Below are 18,427 nucleotides of genomic sequence, written 5' to 3'. Positions count from 1 at the left end.
AATGCTGCGGATGCCTAAAAAATTAAAACCCTTCATCTATATAGATGAAGGGTTGCTTCGGAACAGTACAAATTGCTTTGGTCTTGCTTCGGAACAGTACGTAAATCTATAGGATTCGGATCACCGAAATTACTTGCTGATGGTTGCAACGGCGCCGGCACCAACTGTACGGCCGCCTTCACGGATCGCGAAGCGAGTTCCTTCTTCGATAGCGATCGGCGAGATCAGTTCTACGGTAACAGTGATGTTGTCACCAGGCATAACCATCTCGGAACCTTCCGGCAGGTTGATGATACCCGTTACGTCCGTTGTACGGAAGTAGAACTGCGGACGGTAACCGCTGAAGAAAGGTTTGTGACGTCCACCTTCTTCTTTCGTCAGAACGTAGATTTGAGCGGTGAAGTTCGTGTGCGGTTTAACGGAACCCGGCTTTGCCAAAACTTGTCCACGCTCGATGTCTTTACGGTCTACACCGCGAAGCAGCGCACCGATGTTGTCACCAGCTTGTGCGGAATCCAGAAGCTTACGGAACATTTCTACGCCCGTAACAACGGATTTGCGAGTTTCTTCAGCCAAACCGATGATTTCAACCTCGTCACCGACTTTAACCACACCACGCTCTACACGGCCTGTAGCAACAGTACCACGACCAGTGATCGTGAACACGTCCTCTACCGGCATCAAGAAAGGTTTATCAGTGTCGCGCTCAGGCGTAGGGATGTAGTTGTCGATTTGCTCGAATAGCTCAATGATTTTGTCAGCCCAAGGACCGTCTGGGTTTTGCAGGGCTTCACGAGCAGCGCCGCGGATGATTGGAGTTTCGTCGCCTGGGAACTCGTATTCGTTCAGCAGGTCGCGAACTTCCATTTCAACCAGTTCAAGAAGCTCTTCGTCTTCAACCATGTCACATTTGTTCAGGAATACCACGATGTAAGGTACGCCTACCTGACGGGACAGCAGGATGTGCTCGCGAGTTTGCGGCATCGGACCGTCTGCTGCGGATACAACCAGGATCGCGCCGTCCATTTGCGCAGCACCCGTGATCATGTTTTTAACATAGTCAGCGTGGCCTGGGCAGTCAACGTGTGCATAGTGACGGTTAGGCGTTTCGTATTCAACGTGTGCAGTCGAAATCGTGATACCGCGTTCGCGCTCTTCCGGTGCTTTGTCGATTTGATCGAAAGCTACAGCGGCACCGCCGTATTTTTTGGACAATACGGTAGTGATTGCGGCAGTCAGAGTTGTTTTACCATGGTCAACGTGACCGATGGTGCCAATATTAACGTGCGGTTTTGTACGCTCAAATTTTGCTTTAGCCATGAGTGAATAGCCTCCTTAAATATAGTAATTATATTAAGCGCCTTTGTTCTTTGCAACGATTTCTTCGGCAATCGACTTAGGCACTTCTTCATAGTGCGAAATTTCCATCGAGTATACACCCCGGCCTTGTGTACGGGAGCGCAGCGTCGTAGAGTAACCAAACATTTCGGAAAGAGGCACTTTGGCACGGATAATTTGCGCGCCGAAGCGGGAATCCATACCTTCGATTCTTCCGCGGCGGGAGTTCAGGTCGCCCATAACGTCGCCCATGTACTCTTCCGGCACGGTAACCTCTACCTTCATGATCGGCTCAAGCAATACCGGACGGCATTTTTCTCCGGCAGCTTTGAGTGCCATGGAGCCAGCAATTTTAAACGCCATTTCGCTGGAGTCCACATCGTGGTAAGAACCGTCAACGACAGTTGCTTTGATATCCACGAGCGGGAAGCCTGCGTATACGCCATTTTTCATAGCTTCTTCAATACCGGCTTGAATCGGAGGGATGAATTCTTTAGGAATCGCACCACCGACAATTTTGCTTTCAAACTGGAATCCGGTACCCGGCTCCAGCGGTTCGAACTCAACCCAACAATGTCCGTATTGACCACGGCCGCCGGATTGGCGAACGAATTTACCTTCAACCTTAGCCGGTTGACGGAACGTTTCGCGGTAGGCAACCTGCGGTTTACCCACATTGGTTTCTACCTTGAACTCGCGAAGCATGCGGTCGACGATAATCTCAAGGTGAAGCTCACCCATACCGGAGATAATCGTTTGGCCGGTTTCTTCATCCGTATGCGCACGGAAAGTCGGATCTTCTTCAGACAATTTGGCCAGCGCAATACCCATTTTGTCTTGGTCGGCTTTTGTTTTCGGTTCAACAGCCAGCTGAATAACCGGTTCCGGGAAGTTCATGGATTCCAGAATAACCGGATGCTTCTCATCACACAGCGTATCCCCGGTCACAGTATCCTTCAAGCCTACGGCAGCCGCAATGTCACCCGCATAAACCTCGCTGATTTCCTGACGGCTGTTCGCATGCATCTGAAGAATACGGCCGATCCGTTCGCGTTTGCCTTTTGTCGCGTTCAATACGTAAGAACCGGAGTTCAGAACCCCTGAGTACACACGGAAGAACGTTAATTTGCCGACAAACGGGTCTGTCATGATTTTGAATGCCAGAGCGGCAAACGGTTCGTCATCAGAAGATTTACGTACGACTTCCGATCCGTCCTCGAGCGTACCTTTGATGTTCGGCACATCGATTGGAGACGGGAGATAGTCAATAACGGCATCCAGCATTAACTGTACGCCTTTATTCCGGTAAGACGATCCACAGACAACCGGGAAGATTTTAACGCCGACAACCCCTTTACGGAGCGCCCCTTTAATTTCTTCGACCGTCAGTTCTTCGCCTTCCAGATATTTCATCATCAGTTCTTCGTCAAGCTCCGCTACCTTCTCTACAAGCTCAAGACGAAGCTCTTCCACTTTATCCTTGTATTCAGCAGGGACTTCAACCTGGTCAGGTTCTTTACCCAGATCGTCTTTGTAGATATAAGCTTTACGCTCGATAAGGTCGATAACGCCTTTGAAATCATTTTCAGCCCCAATCGGCAGCTGAATGGCAACTGCGTTCGCGCCAAGCTTATCGCGCATCGATTGGATAACCTGCAGGTAATCCGCACCGATGATATCCATTTTATTGACATAGGCGATCCGGGGAACGCCATAACGGTCCGCTTGTCTCCAAACTGTCTCCGACTGCGGCTCAACGCCTTCTTTGGCGCTGAATACGCCTACTGCTCCGTCCAATACGCGCAGGGAGCGTTCAACTTCTACAGTGAAGTCAACGTGTCCCGGGGTGTCGATAATATTGATGCGGTGGCCTTTCCATTGAGCGGTCGTAGCAGCGGAAGTAATGGTGATTCCGCGCTCCTGCTCCTGCTCCATCCAGTCCATCGTAGCAGCACCCTCGTGAACTTCACCGATTTTGTGCACGCGGCCAGTGTAGAACAGGATGCGTTCCGTCGTGGTGGTCTTGCCGGCATCAATATGCGCCATGATCCCGATGTTACGCGTATCTTTCAAGGAGAACTCTCTTGCCATCAGGAACGTCTCCTTCCTATAAAAAGGAATTTAATTTTACCAACGATAATGTGCAAACGCCTTGTTGGCTTCTGCCATTTTGTGCGTATCTTCGCGTTTTTTCACGGAAGCGCCTGTGTTGTTGCTGGCATCGATGATTTCTTGAGCCAGTCTTTCTTCCATCGTTTTTTCACCGCGCAGGCGGGAATAGTTTACAAGCCAGCGAAGACCTAAAGTCGTACGGCGATCAGGTCTTACCTCTACAGGAACTTGATAGTTGGCACCCCCAACACGGCGAGCTTTAACTTCAAGAACCGGCATAATGTTTTTGATCGCTTGTTCAAATACTTCCATAGGTTCTTTGCCCGTACGTTCTTTAATCAGATTGAAAGCATTATAAAGGATCGTTTGAGCTGTTCCTCTTTTACCATCAATCATAATGCGGTTGATCAAGCGGGTAACGAGCTTGCTGTTATAAATCGGATCTGGCAATACGTCTCTGCGAGTAACTGGACCTTTACGAGGCATAGTTATCCCCCTTTCTTCTAAAATCATTCAATTTATAAAAGCTGCATTACTTTTTCTCTTTCGGGCGTTTTGCGCCGTACTTGGAACGTGCTTGCTTGCGGTTGGCTACACCGGAAGTATCAAGTGCGCCGCGAACGATGTGGTAACGAACCCCTGGAAGGTCCTTAACACGACCGCCGCGAATCAGAACAACGCTGTGCTCCTGCAGGTTGTGTCCGATACCCGGGATGTAGGCAGTAACCTCTACACGGTTCGTCAAGCGAACACGCGCATACTTACGAAGAGCAGAGTTTGGTTTCTTCGGGGTCATCGTACCTACACGAGTGCAAACGCCACGTTTCTGAGGAGAACTCAGATTCGTCGCTTCTCTTTTCAAGGCGTTGAAACCTCTTTGAAGAGCCGGGGATTTGGATTTTACAACTTTCGCTTGGCGTCCTTTACGAACGAGCTGGTTAATTGTTGGCATATTGGCCACCTCCTTTAATATGAATGGTTCTTTCTTTTCAAGCCCACAGATCCAGGCGAATCGTAAATGAACAAAGTAAAAGTTTTTACCTTAAACCCTTAACGGATTCTCAGGCAAAAACATTACTGCATCATTCATTCACTACCGCAGCCATAGCTGCGCCTACTTCGATTCCACACGCTTTACCTAACATGGTCATGGAGTCCACGTATGTCACTTTAACCCCCATCATCTTGCAGAGGTTAACTATTTTTATCGTAATTCGCGGATCTGCATCTCTGGCAACGAAAACTTCGGTGGCATGTCCCGCCTCTACCATTTTCGTCACTTGTTTCGTGCCTATAATCAGCTTTGCTGCCTGTTTCACTTTATCATAAGACATAGATCATATCCTCCAAAAGGACAGGTGACTAGGCTTAGAAAATGGCACACTTTGATATATTAGCATCTCGGTTTTACCGTGTCAAGAATGGACGCTTGCCTTCAAAAAGATTTTACAATCCATGCTTTGAAGGCAAGCGCCGGGTCTTCTTCGTTACTCTACGGTTACCGCTTCTGCTTCAGTCAACTCTTCATCCCTTGGCTCTGCGTTCGGATCTGTAATGCGGATGTTACGGTATCTTGCCATCCCCGTACCTGCCGGTATCAGTTTACCGATGATCACATTCTCCTTCAAACCGAGCAGCTGGTCGACTTTTCCTTTAATCGCCGCATCTGTCAGTACACGAGTCGTTTCCTGGAACGATGCCGCAGAGAGGAAGGAATCTGTTTCGAGCGATGCTTTGGTAATACCCAGAAGCACCGGTTTGGCAACAGCAGGTTCCTCATTGGCGAAAAGCGCCACTTTGTTCGCTTCTTCGTACTCATGAATGTCCACAAAGGATCCCGGAAGCAGAGTCGTATTTCCGGCATCGACGATGCGAATTTTACGCAGCATTTGGCGGATCATCACTTCGACGTGCTTGTCGTTGATTTCCACCCCTTGGTTCCGGTATACGCGCTGAACTTCCTGTAAAATGTAGTTCTGCACGCCGCGGATCCCTTTAATGCGCAGCATTTCCTTCGGATCGATCGAGCCTTCCGTCAGCTCATCTCCGGCCTCTACGGTCTGGTTCACTGTGACGCGAATCCGGGAGCCGTAAGGTACGGAATATACTTTCGATTCAGCTTCACCTTGAACCTCAATCTCACGACGATCCTTCGCTTCACGGATTTCTTTGATCACACCGTCAATTTCAGAAATTATCGCTTGCCCTTTTGGATTACGAGCTTCGAAGAGCTCCTGAATCCGCGGCAAACCTTGCGTGATGTCGTCGCCCGCAACGCCCCCGGTATGGAACGTACGCATGGTAAGCTGCGTTCCTGGTTCACCGATGGATTGCGCCGCAATAATACCTACCGCTTCGCCGATTTCTACATGTTTACCGGTCGCCAGATTACGGCCGTAGCACTTTTTGCAGACGCCGTGTCTGGAACGGCAGCTGAGTACGGAACGGATTTGTACCTTCTCAATACCGGCTGCTATAATTTGGTCGGCAATATGTGCTTCAATCAGCTCGTTACGGTTAATAATAATCTCACCCGTTTGCGGATGACGAATCGTTTCAAAGGAATACCGTCCTTCGATTCGGTCATACAGATCTTCGATGACTTCTTTACCATCCTGGATTCTGCTGACGAGGAACCCTTTATCCGTACCGCAATCTTCTTCACGAACAATTACGTCTTGAGCCACGTCTACCAGACGGCGGGTCAAGTAACCCGAGTCCGCCGTACGAAGTGCGGTATCGGCCAAACCTTTCCGCGCACCGTGAGTGGAGATAAAGTACTCCAATACGGTCAACCCTTCGCGGAAATTGGACTTGATCGGAAGCTCGATGATTTTACCGGACGGGTTAGCCATCAGACCGCGCATTCCGCCAAGCTGGGTAATTTGCGATTTGTTACCCCGTGCTTTGGATTCCACCATCATATTGATGGAATTATATTTATCAAGCGACTTCATCAAAATATCGGTAATTTCATCCTTGGCCTTGCTCCAGATCGCGATAACGCGGTCGTAGCGTTCATCGTCCGTAATCAAACCGCGGCGATATTGATTCGTAACCACACGAACTTTTTCGTCGGATTCTCTAAGGATTTCATCTTTCTCCTTCGGAACCGTCACATCCGCTACGGCAATGGTGATGCCGGCACGCGTAGAGTAAGTAAATCCAAGCTGCTTGATATTATCCAGCGTGATCGACGTTTGTGTCGTATGGTAACGGCGGAAGCATTCTGCAATGATCGTGCCAAGGTAATCTTTTCCGACCGCTTTCGTTTCAGGCAGCTCCGCCATTTTCTTGCGAAGATCCACGCCTTTCTCGAACACGAAATAATCGTTTGAAGGTCCGTTCAGCAAATTGGCTTTCGTCGCTTCATTAATGTACGGGAAGTCCGGCGGATAAATCTCATTGAAGATGATTTTACCGATCGTTGTGATCAGCATGGCCTTTTCTTGTTCCGGCGTGAAGCTGGTTTTTTTCAAAGCCTTGGCCGGAATCGCCACCCGCGCATGCAGAGCCGCATCTCCGCGGTGGTAGAGCGACACGGCTTCTTCAATCGAACGAATAATCGTACCGGAGCCTTTGGCTTCCTTGTTTTCCGTCGTTAAGTAGAAGCTTCCCAAAACCATGTCCTGCGACGGCGTAACAACCGGTTTGCCGTCTTTCGGGTTGAGAATATTGCCTGCTGCGAGCATCAGCACGCGGGCTTCCGCCTGGGCTTCTGCAGACAACGGAACGTGAACGGCCATCTGGTCTCCGTCAAAGTCGGCGTTATATGCCGTACAAACAAGCGGATGCAGCTTGATCGCCCGGCCTTCAACCAGAATCGGCTCGAACGCCTGAATGCCCAAACGGTGAAGCGTGGGAGCACGGTTCAGCAGAACCGGGTGTTCCTTGATGACTTCCTCAAGAACATCCCATACTTCGGGACTAACGCGTTCCACTTTGCGTTTTGCGCTCTTAATGTTATGCGCAAGACCTTTATTCACAAGCTCTTTCATGACGAAAGGCTTAAACAATTCCAATGCCATTTCCTTTGGAAGTCCGCACTGATACATTTTGAGACTCGGTCCCACCACGATAACGGAACGGCCGGAGTAGTCAACCCGCTTACCCAGCAGGTTTTGACGGAAACGCCCCTGTTTACCCTTCAGCATGTGGCTGAGGGATTTGAGCGGACGATTACCCGGTCCCGTTACGGGACGGCCGCGGCGGCCGTTATCAATAAGCGCGTCAACCGCTTCCTGAAGCATCCGCTTTTCGTTCTGCACGATAATATCAGGAGCGCCCAGATCAAGCAGACGTTTCAGACGGTTGTTCCGGTTGATGACACGGCGGTATAAATCGTTCAAGTCAGAGGTCGCAAAGCGCCCCCCGTCAAGCTGAACCATCGGACGAAGCTCCGGAGGGATAACCGGCAGTACGTCGAGCACCATCCACTCCGGCATATTTTTGGAGTTACGGAATGCTTCCATAACCTCAAGACGTTTAATGGCACGGTTACGGCGTTGACCTTGAGCGGTTTTCAGCTCTTCCTTCAGCATATCGACTTCTTTCTCGATGTCGATGTCTTGAAGCAGCTTTTTCACCGCTTCCGCGCCCATACCGGCTTGGAATGCATAGCCGTATTTTTCCCGATAGCTGCGGTATTCCTTCTCGGAGAGCAGCTGTTTTTTCTCCAGCGGCGTATCTCCAGGATCAGTTACGACATAGGAAGCAAAGTAGATGATCTCTTCCAGAGACCGCGGAGACATGTCGAGCGCAAGCCCCATACGGCTTGGAATTCCTTTGAAATACCAGATATGTGAAACCGGTGCTGCAAGCTCGATGTGACCCATGCGCTCGCGGCGCACTTTTTGACGCGTAACTTCTACGCCGCAGCGGTCACAGACAACGCCTTTGTAACGAACCCGTTTATATTTACCGCAATGACATTCCCAATCCTTGGTCGGACCAAATATTTTCTCACAGAACAAGCCTTCTTTTTCAGGTTTCAGCGTCCTGTAGTTGATCGTCTCCGGCTTTTTCACTTCGCCTCTGGACCATGAACGGATTTTGTCGGGGGAAGCCAATCCGATTTTCATGAATTCAAAATTGTTGACGTCGATCAAGGAGCAACCCTCCTCCAAGTTTGTGTGGGCAAATCTACACCGGAAGCATCCGTTGTAAGAATGTGCTGTCTGTACGCTTCATACACCTGTGGCTTACGCCTGGCCCAATAGATTACTCGACTCCCATTTCCGCGCCTTCAAGGTTAAGGTTAAGCTTATCGCTTGTTACCTCATCCTCATCGTCGATTTCCTTCATTTCGATCTCTTCTTCATTCTCGGACAAGATTTTCACATCCATACCCAAGCTTTGAAGCTCTTTGATCAATACCTTGAAGGATTCCGGTACGCCAGGCTCCGGAACATTCTCACCTTTCACAATCGACTCATACGTTTTGACGCGTCCTACCACGTCGTCTGACTTCACAGTCAAAATCTCCTGCAGGGTATAGGCTGCACCATAAGCCTCGAGCGCCCATACCTCCATCTCGCCAAACCGCTGTCCGCCGAACTGAGCTTTACCGCCCAGCGGCTGCTGCGTAACGAGCGAGTACGGCCCTGTCGAGCGCGCATGGATTTTATCATCGACCATGTGAGCCAGCTTGATCATATACATGACGCCTACCGTTACCTCTCGCTCAAACGGTTCACCGGTTCTGCCGTCGTACAGGATCGTCTTGCCGTTACGCTGCATGCCGGCCTCTTCCATCGTATCGAACACGTCGTATTCATTAGCACCGTCGAATACCGGCGTTGCCGTATGGATACCGAGATACTTGGCAGCCATCCCCAAGTGAACTTCCAGCACCTGTCCGATGTTCATCCGGGAAGGAACGCCAAGCGGGTTCAGCACAACTTCAACCGGCGTGCCGTCCGGCAGGAACGGCATGTCCTCTTCCGGTAAAATCCGTGCGATAACCCCTTTGTTTCCGTGACGTCCCGCCATTTTGTCGCCTTCGGAAATTTTCCGCTTCTGGGCGATGTAGACGCGCACCAGCTGGTTTACGCCAGGAGGCAGTTCGTCGCCGTTCTCACGGGTAAATACCTTCACGTCGACTACGATACCATCGGTACCGTGCGGCACACGAAGCGAAGTATCGCGAACTTCACGGGCTTTTTCACCGAAAATCGCATGAAGCAAACGTTCTTCCGCGGTCAGCTCCGTAACCCCTTTAGGCGTTACTTTGCCCACCAGAATGTCGCCTGCCGCGATCTCGGCACCGACGCGGATAATTCCGCGCTCATCGAGATTTTTCAGCGCATCTTCCCCGACGTTCGGAATATCACGGGTGATTTCCTCCGGTCCGAGCTTCGTATCCCGGGCTTCAGACTCATATTCTTCAATGTGAATGGAAGTATAGACGTCTTCCTTCACCAGTTTTTCACTAAGCAATATCGCATCCTCGTAGTTGTAGCCTTCCCATGTCATAAAGGCAACCACTACGTTCCGCCCGAGCGCAAGCTCGCCCATCTCCGTCGACGGACCATCGGCGAGGATATCTCCTACGCGCACTTGCTCGCCTTTATGGCAAATCGGACGTTGGTTAATACATGTTCCTTGATTGGAGCGCAAAAACTTGTGCAATTTATGTTTAACGATGTCTCCGTTCACCAGCCGGCCGTCCACTACTTCCTGACGGCGTACCCAGATCTCGTTAGCCGTCACCCGTTCTACCACACCGTTCACCTTGGAAACGACACATACACCCGAGTCCTTGGCCGCCTTATGCTCCATCCCCGTACCGACAAGCGGCGCCTTAGGGATAAGAAGCGGAACGGCTTGACGCTGCATGTTCGAACCCATGAGAGCACGGTTGGAGTCGTCGTTTTCCAAAAATGGAATAAGCGCCGTCGCTACCGATACAACCTGCTTAGGGGAAACGTCCATGTAATCGACACGCTCTTTAGGAAGCGTCAGAATATCGTCCTTGTAACGGACAATGACGTTATCATTCGCAAATCTGCCGTCCTCGGTCAACTCGGCATTCGCCTGCGCGACCACGTAATTATCTTCTTCATCGGCCGTCAAATAAGCGATCTCATCCGTAACTATGCCGGTATTCGGGTCAACACGCCGGTAGGGCGCTTCAATAAAGCCGAACTCATTCACACGCGCGAACGTGGAAAGCGAGTTAATCAGACCGATGTTCGGTCCTTCCGGCGTCTCAATCGGACACATCCGCCCATAGTGGGAGTGATGGACGTCCCGCACTTCAAAACCTGCGCGTTCCCGCGTCAAACCACCGGGTCCAAGAGCGGACAGGCGGCGTTTGTGCGTCAGTTCGGCAAGCGGGTTCGTCTGGTCCATAAACTGCGACAGCTGGGAGCTTCCGAAGAACTCCTTGATCGAAGCGATGACCGGACGTATATTGATCAATTGCTGCGGGGTGATCGTGTTCACATCCTGAATCGACATCCGCTCGCGTACCACGCGCTCCATCCGGGACAGGCCAATGCGGAACTGGTTCTGCAAAAGCTCTCCCACGGAACGCAAACGACGGTTACCCAGATGATCGATATCATCGGTGCTGCCGATCCCATGCAGCAAGTTAATGAAATAGTTGATCGATGCAATGATATCAGCCGGCGTAATGTTCTTCACCGACTTGTCAATTTTCCCGTTGGCGATGACTTTAACCACTTTCCCGTCTTCAATCGGGGAGTAGACGTTAATGTGCTGCAGCGTAATCTTATCTGTTTCAGTTACGCCGTTAGCGACCGAATATTCTTTGAAGCCGACGTTGTCTTCCAGATAAGGAATAATCGTGTCGAGCAAACGGCGGTCAAGCTGTTGTCCAGCTTCTGCAATAATCTCGCCTGTTTCCGGATTAACAAGGGTCTCAGCCAGACGTTGATTGAACAGACGATTTTTGATATGCAGCTTTTTGTTGATTTTGTACCGTCCAACATTGGCAAGATCGTAACGCTTCGGATCGAAGAATCTGGCGATCAGCAAGCTTCTCGCATTATCCAGCGTCGGCGGCTCGCCCGGGCGAAGACGCTCGTAAATTTCAATCAACGCCTTGTCCGTCGAATCGGTGTTATCCTTGTCCAACGTATTGCGGATGTATTCATCGTCACCCAGCAGGTCTATGATTTCCGCGTCGGTACCGAAGCCGAGTGCACGAAGCAGTACGGTTACAGGGATTTTTCTTGTACGGTCAATACGCACATAGATGATATCCTTCGCATCCGTTTCCAATTCAAGCCAAGCGCCGCGGTTCGGAATCACGGTAGCGGTATAAGCCTTTTTACCGTTTTTATCGACTTTCGTACTAAAATAGACGCTCGGGGAACGAACCAGCTGACTGACAATAACCCGTTCAGCGCCGTTGATAATAAAAGTACCCGTTTCGGTCATCAGAGGGAAATCGCCCATAAAGACTTCCTGCTCCTTGACTTCGCCAGTCTCTTTATTGATCAATCGTACTTTCACACGAAGCGGTGCAGCGAAGGTGACGTCGCGTTCTTTGGATTCATCCACTGAATACTTTGGCTCTCCCAAGCTGTAGTCGATAAATTCCAACACCAAATTCCCCGTAAAATCTTGGATTGGGGAAATATCTTGAAACATTTCACGCAACCCTTCATCCAAAAACCACTGATATGATTTTTGTTGGATTTCAATCAGGTTTGGAACTTCCAACACCTCATGAATCCGCGCGTACGACCTGCGTTTACGTCGACCTAATTGAACAAGATGTCCCGCCAACTTAGATTCACCCCTCATGTCTACTCAATAGAACAAAATAAAAGCCTCTTTGGGAAGCCTTCTCGAGTAAATACTGCACGAAGATAAACTTCTTAAGGAAGCTTGTTATTACGATGCACGAATCGTACAACGAACAGGTGACTTTTTCCCCATTTTACCATAATTTTCTTCACACCTTGTAGGGTTTACCTAAAATTTAAACATTATACGTCAAATGATAAAATCTTATTCATCCCAGCATGAAAAAAATATCTTGACATTTTAGTAAACTAAAGAGAAAAAGCATGACCATAATACTGACATTTTAATATAATATCACATCACAAAATTCAAGTCAACATTTTTCCAGCGCATCAAAATCATTTCGCAGCCTTGATAATCCAGTAGCCTTTACTCCGTTCCACCTGTTCTACACGGCTATAGAGAGACTCCAATTTGCTATAAGCCGACGGGGCGCCTTGTTTCTTCTGAATAACGACCCAAAGAGCGCCGCCCGGTACAAGTGCTTCATGCGCCTGCTCGAAAATACGGTGAACCGTTTCTTTGCCGGCCCGGATCGGAGGATTGGTCAGCACCACATCAAACGACCGCCCCTTCAACTCCGATAACAGGTCACTTTGCAGTATTTCTACATTGCCCAGGCCGTTCCGATCGGCATTGTGCTTGGCTAACGCAACAGCGCGTTCATTGATGTCCACCATGGTGACCGTACCCTTGTGCGCCAGCACGGCAGCCGTCAGTCCAATCGGCCCGTAACCGCAGCCCACATCAAGAATCCGGGCATCGACGGGAAGCGCCATCGTTTCCACGAGCAGCTTCGATCCGTAATCAACCCCCTTTTTTGAGAACACCCCGGCATCCGTTACAAAAATGAACCTGCGTCCACGCATCGTCTCTTCAATGGTGTGCAGGTCATGTTCAACGCTGGGTTTTCTGGAATAGTAATGTTCCGACACGTTCGGCCACCTCCCTGTTTGCTGTATTGAAAAGGAAAACCCCTTGAGAGAATCGCCTCTTCAAGGGGTGCTTGACCTTTGAAATTACTTCACTTCTACGGAAGCGCCTGCTTCTTCCAGCTTAGCTTTGATGGATTCAGCTTCTTCCTTGGAAACTTTTTCTTTCAACGGCTTCGGTGCGCCGTCTACGAGGTCTTTTGCTTCTTTCAAGCCAAGGCCTGTAATTTCGCGAACCACTTTGATTACGTTGATTTTGGACGCGCCTGCGCTTGCCAGGATAACGTCGAATTCGGATTGCTCTTGCGCTTCTGCAGCGCCGCCGCCTGCTACTACTGCCACAGGAGCAGCCGCCGTTACGCCAAACTCTTCTTCGATTGCTTTAACCAGATCGTTCAGTTCCAATACTGTCATGCCTTTAATGGCTTCCAAAATTTGCTCTTTGCTCATGGTTTAAACCTCCGTTTATATTTAGATCGTTTTTTTTAAAAAGATTACGCTTCTTGTGCGCCGCCTTCTTGCTTATCGGATACAGCCTTAACCGCAAGGGCGAAGTTGCGAATCGGAGCTTGAAGCACGCTGAGCAACATGGACAGAAGACCTTCTCTGGACGGAAGCTCAGCCAGCGCCTTGATTTGGTTGATATCAACCACTTTACCTTCTACAACGCCTGCTTTAATGTTCAGGTTTTCGTTCTTCTTAGCGAACTCCGCCAAAATTTTAGCCGGAGCCACGACATCTTCTTTGCTGAATGCGATCGCAGTAGGACCAGTCAAATACTCATCCAGTTCAGACAGTTCCGCATTCGCCGTAGCACGGCGTACCAAAGTATTTTTCAACACTTGGAATTCCACACCAGCTTCACGCAATTGTTTGCGAAGCTCCGTTACTTGGGCAACGTTCAAGCCGCGGTAATCGGCAACGATGGAACAAGAGCTTTCTTTCAGCTTTTCGGCTACAACCGTAACCTGTTGAGCTTTTTGCTCGATAATTTTTGCGTTTGCCATTTTTGCACCTCCTAAGAGCTTTCTGCAGGAAAGCTTGCATCGTAAGCATAAGCTATAAGTTTTCGTGAGAAAACTGCTTCGTAAACTTAACTCGTAAACAAAGTCCGCCCGAGGCCGCTCATTCCGTTTCTCGCCATCTCCGCCAAGGCAAAAGGTCCGCATAAAAGCGAAAATGCCTTCGCAGACGAAAGCGAAGGCATGATGATTCACATATTCTTGAGCTGTTAAGCAAAGAATACCGAATTTATATCATAACACCTCGGCAGGAAATTAAGCCCATGGGTAGGAGCACCTGCTGTCTACGGTAAGCATATTCGTTTGTTAGACTTAGAACAGGTTAGCATGGATGACCTGGAAAGTCAAATACCAAGGCTACTCCTATCTAAGAGCTGCAGCGTTCACACGAGCGCTCGGACCCATTGTCGAGGATACCGCGATGTTCTTCAGGTATACCCCTTTAGCTGCGGCCGGTTTCGCTCTGTTCAGCGCATCAATCAAAGCTTTGAAATTTTCAGCAAGCTTCTCGGCTTCGAAGGAAACTTTTCCGATCGGCGCGTGAATTTGTCCGGCTTTATCCAGACGGTATTCGATTTTACCAGCCTTGATCTCCTGAACGGCTTTCGCCACGTCGAACGTAACGGTACCCGCTTTCGGATTCGGCATCAAACCTTTACCACCCAAGATACGGCCGAGCTTACCGACTTCGCTCATCATGTCTGGCGTAGCTACGCAGACATCGAAGTCGAACCAGCCTTGCTGGATCTTGTTGATCATGTCTTGATCGCCAACGAAATCGGCTCCTGCCGCTTCCGCTTCTTTGGCTTTTTCGCCTTTGGCGAATACAAGAACGCGTTTTGTTTTACCTGTGCCGTGAGGCAATACAACCACACCGCGAACGGCTTGGTCTTGTTTTCTAGGGTCTACGCCCAAACGTACAGCCACTTCAACAGTTTCGTCAAATTTGGCGCGCGCTGTCTTCTTCACGAGCTCGATCGCTTCGAGCGGCTCGTAAAAAGCGTCAGCGTCGATTTGCTTGGCAGCTTCCAAGTATTTCTTGCCGTGTTTAGCCACTGTCTTATCCTCCTATGTGGTATTAGCGGAATATCCTCCCACTTGGTTGGCTCCTCCGTTATAACCGGGAGCCGGAAGCATGGATTAGTCTACGATTGCAACGCCCATGCTGCGAGCCGTACCTTCCACCATACGCATAGCAGCCTCGATGGATGCCGCGTTCAGGTCAGGCATTTTTTGCTCGGCAATTTCACGAATTTTCGCACGATTAACGGTTGCAACTTTCTTCTTGTTCGGTTCGCCGGAACCTTTTTCGATCCCTGCAGCCACGCGCAGCAATACGGCAGCTGGAGGCGTTTTGGTAACGAACGTGAAGGAACGGTCCTCGAATACCGTAATTTCTACCGGAATGATGAGACCTGCTTGATCGGCCGTGCGAGCATTAAATTCTTTACAGAACGCCATGATATTAACGCCGGCTTGACCAAGAGCAGGACCGATCGGCGGAGCCGGATTCGCTTTTCCTGCAGGGACCTGCAATTTCACCATTTTAATAACCTTTTTCGCCATTGTTGTGTACACCTCCTCGCCCGTAGTATGGCAGAATTTCGCTTACAACGGTTAAAGCTTTTCCACCTGATTATAGTCAAGCTCCAACGGCGTCTCTCTGCCGAACATGTTGACATGAACCTTCAGCTTGCTTTTGTCGAGCAGAATTTCTTCTACGGAACCGACAAAATTGGCAAACGGTCCAACTTTTACGCGTACGGTTTCTTTGAGCTCGAAATCGATCTTCGGCTTCGGCTCTTCCATACCCATGTGCTTGAGAATCGCATCCACTTCCTCGGGAAGCAGCGGCGTCGGCTTCGAACCCGAACCGGTCGATCCGACAAACCCGGTAACCCCAGGAGTGTTGCGCACGACATACCACGAATCGTCCGTCTGGATCATCTCCACGAGGACATACCCTGGATATACTTTACGCATAACCGTTTTCTTCTTGCCGTCTTTATTCACAAGCTCTTCTTCCATGGGAACGAGCACACGAAAAATCTTGTCCTTCATATCCATGGATTCGACGCGCTTTTCCAAATTTGCCTTCACCTTGTTTTCATACCCGGAATAGGTATGTACGACGTACCATCTTTTTTCCATTTCCATAGTGCCACCCACCAGCCCAGATTATTGAAACACGAGGCGAAGCAGCTCTGAAATTCCCAGGTCCAGAACGTAGAAGTACACCGTTATAAAGGTGACCGTAAATAATACGACCAGCGTGTAGCTAATCAGCTCTTTACGGCTAGGCCATTTTACTTTTTTCAGCTCGGACCAGCTGTCCGCAAAAAAAGAAAATGTATTGCCGAATCCCTGCTTCAATTTAGCCAAAAAGGACACAACTACACCTCCAAAAAACTAGCGCGTTTCGCGATGAGCTGTCTGTTCATTGCAAAACTTGCAATATTTCTTCAACTCCATGCGGTCGGGATGGTTGCGCTTATTTTTAGTGGATGTATAGTTTCTTTGCTTGCAGTTTGTGCACGCTAAAGTGATGATCACCCGCATGATGTACACCTCCTACGGACCAGCCTCAAGATTTACAGCCTTATATGATCAGCAAAAAAACGCCTTTCAATTAAGGCCACCCAAATACTTTAGCACACGACATAGCTTGTGTCAAGGAATGTATTCACTTGGCTGTCCGTCCCCGTCCACATCCATTATTAACCAAGGCCCCGGATCTTAAACGAATCCTAAACCGATTTATATAAAGGGATCCCTTGCATTTCAGGAACATTTGTTCTATGATAAGGGTATAAAAAAGCTTCCGAACGAAGCCCTTTCGGTGAAGAACCATTTGCGGTTTGTACAGCCGCTTTTCTTGCGCGGAAAGGAAATTGTTCAGTTTTGCCGGACGTTTTTATTTTTATTGCAAAAAAGCACCTCCACAAAAGCAAAAGGCGCTTTAATCATTATGCATCGCGTACTTCCAAATACCTTTCGAGCTTGCGTTTTACCCGTTGAAGCGCGTTGTCAATCGATTTGACATGGCGGTCTAAATCAACAGCAATCTCCTGATAGGAGCGTCCGTCCAAATACAGCATCAGCACTCTGCGTTCGAGATCACTTAAAATCTCGCCCATCTTGTCTTCAAGTCCGCTAAACTCCTCTTGATTGATGATCAGCTCCTCCGGATCGGATACTCGGGAACCGCAGATCACATCAAGCAGTGTACGGTCGGAATCTTCATCATAAATGGGCTTGTCCAGCGAAACGTAAGAATTCAGAGGAATATGCTTTTGGCGCGTGGCGGTTTTGATCGCTGTGATGATTTGGCGGGTAATACAGAGTTCGGCAAAGGCTTTAAAAGAGGCGAGCTTTTCTCCGCGGAAATCGCGGATCGATTTATAGAGACCGATCATACCTTCCTGCACGATGTCTTCCCTGTCAGCGCCGATCAAAAAATAAGAACGTGCTTTGGCGCGGACAAAGTTTTTATACTTGTTGATCAAGTACTCCAGTGCATCGCTATTTCCTTCACGGACCGCTTCGACAAGATCTTCGTCTGCCTTGAGGTCGTATTCATCCATTCTCAACTCTTTGAAGTCGACACTCACTACAATCCCTCCGGCCCAACGCTTGAAAGATAGGACTAGTATACATTATGTAATCTACCATCGTCAACCGGATTCCCGTTAGAAAAAGCTTTACTTGCTAGATTTGCAAAGCTACTTCTCCCGCCGCCACTTTTCGAACATCGCCCGAACATCTTCACTGAGCCGCTTATCAAAGGTATTACGCTTCCCCGCGGCTTCATCCTCAATTTTTCGCCGGATCTCGGCCCGCGCTTGCCGCAGCTTTACGAGAAGCTCGCCGGCCGGAATGCGGAAGGCTCCTTTACCGAAAATAACATGCTGCTCCGTCATATCCGAAGTCGCCACATATACTTGCTTTCGCCGTCCGATATGCTCCGTAACCAATCGTTCGATCAGTTCATCCGCCGTTTCCTTTTCTTTGGTGTAATAAACCGGAAGCTTGCTCTGAACATACTTACCGCCAAGTCCCGGCACATAATACGCGTCAAAAACAACGATCACCTTCATGCCCGAGAACGATTGATATTCCGCCATCATCTCAATCAACCTGTCCCGCGCTTCTTCCAGCCTGATTTCTTTCAGCGCCTTAAGCTCAGGCCAGTCGCCAATGATGTTGTATCCGTCTACGATTAAGATTTCCTGTATCATGCAGCAT

The 18,427-nt window shown here is 49.3% G+C and carries 17 protein-coding genes and 1 other annotated feature; all 17 genes read right to left on the bottom strand.

Annotated features, from left to right (window positions below; all coding sequences use genetic code 11):
* Positions 1 to 129: 129 nt before the first annotated feature.
* Complete coding sequence (gene tuf, locus EXW96_RS20010) at positions 130 to 1,320, bottom strand: elongation factor Tu (RefSeq protein ID WP_054818710.1); 1,191 nt, start codon at positions 1,318 to 1,320, stop codon at positions 130 to 132.
* 33 nt (positions 1,321 to 1,353) lie between these two features.
* Positions 1,354 to 3,429 carry an elongation factor G gene (fusA, locus tag EXW96_RS20005; RefSeq protein ID WP_054818709.1) on the bottom strand — a complete coding sequence of 692 codons (2,076 nt, stop codon included), beginning with the start codon at positions 3,427 to 3,429 and terminating at the stop codon, positions 1,354 to 1,356.
* A gap of 36 nt (positions 3,430 to 3,465) precedes the next feature.
* Positions 3,466 to 3,936 (bottom strand): 30S ribosomal protein S7, encoded by a 471-nt coding sequence (gene rpsG, locus EXW96_RS20000; protein WP_054818708.1) that lies wholly within the window; start codon positions 3,934 to 3,936, stop codon positions 3,466 to 3,468.
* A gap of 46 nt (positions 3,937 to 3,982) precedes the next feature.
* Entirely contained in the window at positions 3,983 to 4,402 is a 420-nt protein-coding gene (rpsL, locus tag EXW96_RS19995) for a 30S ribosomal protein S12 (protein WP_054818707.1), read from the bottom strand.
* Positions 4,403 to 4,532: 130 nt separating this feature from the next.
* Positions 4,533 to 4,784, bottom strand: a complete 252-nt coding sequence (locus EXW96_RS19990; protein WP_174351243.1) for a ribosomal L7Ae/L30e/S12e/Gadd45 family protein — start codon at positions 4,782 to 4,784, stop codon at positions 4,533 to 4,535.
* Positions 4,785 to 4,937: 153 nt separating this feature from the next.
* Positions 4,938 to 8,558 carry a DNA-directed RNA polymerase subunit beta' gene (gene rpoC / locus EXW96_RS19985; RefSeq protein ID WP_062410372.1) on the bottom strand — a complete coding sequence of 1,207 codons (3,621 nt, stop codon included), beginning with the start codon at positions 8,556 to 8,558 and terminating at the stop codon, positions 4,938 to 4,940.
* 112 nt (positions 8,559 to 8,670) lie between these two features.
* Entirely contained in the window at positions 8,671 to 12,225 is a 3,555-nt protein-coding gene (gene rpoB / locus EXW96_RS19980) for a DNA-directed RNA polymerase subunit beta (protein ID WP_171006031.1), read from the bottom strand.
* A gap of 341 nt (positions 12,226 to 12,566) precedes the next feature.
* Positions 12,567 to 13,163: a class I SAM-dependent methyltransferase gene (locus EXW96_RS19975; protein ID WP_174351242.1), complete on the bottom strand. Its 597-nt coding sequence runs from the start codon at positions 13,161 to 13,163 to the stop codon at positions 12,567 to 12,569.
* Between the two features lie 84 nt (positions 13,164 to 13,247).
* Positions 13,248 to 13,610, bottom strand: a complete 363-nt coding sequence (rplL, locus tag EXW96_RS19970; protein WP_054818705.1) for a 50S ribosomal protein L7/L12 — start codon at positions 13,608 to 13,610, stop codon at positions 13,248 to 13,250.
* Positions 13,611 to 13,654: 44 nt separating this feature from the next.
* Positions 13,655 to 14,167 (bottom strand): 50S ribosomal protein L10, encoded by a 513-nt coding sequence (gene rplJ, locus EXW96_RS19965; protein WP_054818704.1) that lies wholly within the window; start codon positions 14,165 to 14,167, stop codon positions 13,655 to 13,657.
* A 158-nt stretch (positions 14,168 to 14,325) separates the two neighbouring features.
* Positions 14,326 to 14,490 (bottom strand) — a sequence feature (ribosomal protein L10 leader region).
* A gap of 55 nt (positions 14,491 to 14,545) precedes the next feature.
* Positions 14,546 to 15,238 (bottom strand): 50S ribosomal protein L1, encoded by a 693-nt coding sequence (rplA, locus tag EXW96_RS19960; protein ID WP_062410369.1) that lies wholly within the window; start codon positions 15,236 to 15,238, stop codon positions 14,546 to 14,548.
* A gap of 84 nt (positions 15,239 to 15,322) precedes the next feature.
* Positions 15,323 to 15,748 carry a 50S ribosomal protein L11 gene (rplK, locus tag EXW96_RS19955; protein ID WP_062410368.1) on the bottom strand — a complete coding sequence of 142 codons (426 nt, stop codon included), beginning with the start codon at positions 15,746 to 15,748 and terminating at the stop codon, positions 15,323 to 15,325.
* 51 nt (positions 15,749 to 15,799) lie between these two features.
* Complete coding sequence (gene nusG / locus EXW96_RS19950) at positions 15,800 to 16,333, bottom strand: transcription termination/antitermination protein NusG (protein WP_054818741.1); 534 nt, start codon at positions 16,331 to 16,333, stop codon at positions 15,800 to 15,802.
* 27 nt (positions 16,334 to 16,360) lie between these two features.
* The gene (secE, locus tag EXW96_RS19945) at positions 16,361 to 16,573 is read right to left on the bottom strand and encodes a preprotein translocase subunit SecE (RefSeq protein ID WP_062410367.1); all 213 of its coding nucleotides are present in this window, start codon (positions 16,571 to 16,573) and stop codon (positions 16,361 to 16,363) included.
* 18 nt (positions 16,574 to 16,591) lie between these two features.
* Positions 16,592 to 16,741, bottom strand: a complete 150-nt coding sequence (gene rpmG, locus EXW96_RS19940) for a 50S ribosomal protein L33 (RefSeq protein WP_025851018.1) — start codon at positions 16,739 to 16,741, stop codon at positions 16,592 to 16,594.
* Positions 16,742 to 17,148: 407 nt separating this feature from the next.
* Entirely contained in the window at positions 17,149 to 17,793 is a 645-nt protein-coding gene (gene sigH, locus EXW96_RS19935; RefSeq protein ID WP_054818701.1) for an RNA polymerase sporulation sigma factor SigH, read from the bottom strand.
* A gap of 111 nt (positions 17,794 to 17,904) precedes the next feature.
* On the bottom strand, positions 17,905 to 18,420 hold the full coding sequence (locus tag EXW96_RS19930; protein WP_062410366.1) for an NYN domain-containing protein: 516 nt from the start codon (positions 18,418 to 18,420) through the stop codon (positions 17,905 to 17,907).
* Positions 18,421 to 18,427 lie beyond the last annotated feature (7 nt).

The sequence above is a fragment of the Paenibacillus sp. JMULE4 genome (assembly GCF_013337105.1).
In the GTDB taxonomy this organism is placed as follows: Bacteria; Bacillota; Bacilli; order Paenibacillales; family NBRC-103111; genus Paenibacillus_G; species Paenibacillus_G naphthalenovorans.
The sequence above is the reverse complement of the archived record's forward strand: the minus strand, read 5'-3'. Positions and strand labels throughout refer to the sequence as shown.

Excerpts from the sequence above, each read along its gene's own strand:
- rpmG (WP_025851018.1), bottom strand. The coding sequence starts at position 16,741 with ATGCGGGTGATCATCACTTTAGCGTGCACAAACTGCAAGCAAAGAAAC.
- fusA (WP_054818709.1), bottom strand. The coding sequence starts at position 3,429 with ATGGCAAGAGAGTTCTCCTTGAAAGATACGCGTAACATCGGGATCATG.
- rpoB (WP_171006031.1), bottom strand. The coding sequence starts at position 12,225 with ATGAGGGGTGAATCTAAGTTGGCGGGACATCTTGTTCAATTAGGTCGA.
- rplJ (WP_054818704.1), bottom strand. The coding sequence starts at position 14,167 with ATGGCAAACGCAAAAATTATCGAGCAAAAAGCTCAACAGGTTACGGTT.
- EXW96_RS19990 (WP_174351243.1), bottom strand. The coding sequence starts at position 4,784 with ATGTCTTATGATAAAGTGAAACAGGCAGCAAAGCTGATTATAGGCACG.
- rpsL (WP_054818707.1), bottom strand. The coding sequence starts at position 4,402 with ATGCCAACAATTAACCAGCTCGTTCGTAAAGGACGCCAAGCGAAAGTT.
- rplL (WP_054818705.1), bottom strand. The coding sequence starts at position 13,610 with ATGAGCAAAGAGCAAATTTTGGAAGCCATTAAAGGCATGACAGTATTG.
- rpsG (WP_054818708.1), bottom strand. The coding sequence starts at position 3,936 with ATGCCTCGTAAAGGTCCAGTTACTCGCAGAGACGTATTGCCAGATCCG.
- rplK (WP_062410368.1), bottom strand. The coding sequence starts at position 15,748 with ATGGCGAAAAAGGTTATTAAAATGGTGAAATTGCAGGTCCCTGCAGGA.
- tuf (WP_054818710.1), bottom strand. The coding sequence starts at position 1,320 with ATGGCTAAAGCAAAATTTGAGCGTACAAAACCGCACGTTAATATTGGC.
- nusG (WP_054818741.1), bottom strand. The coding sequence starts at position 16,333 with ATGGAAAAAAGATGGTACGTCGTACATACCTATTCCGGGTATGAAAAC.
- EXW96_RS19930 (WP_062410366.1), bottom strand. The coding sequence starts at position 18,420 with ATGATACAGGAAATCTTAATCGTAGACGGATACAACATCATTGGCGAC.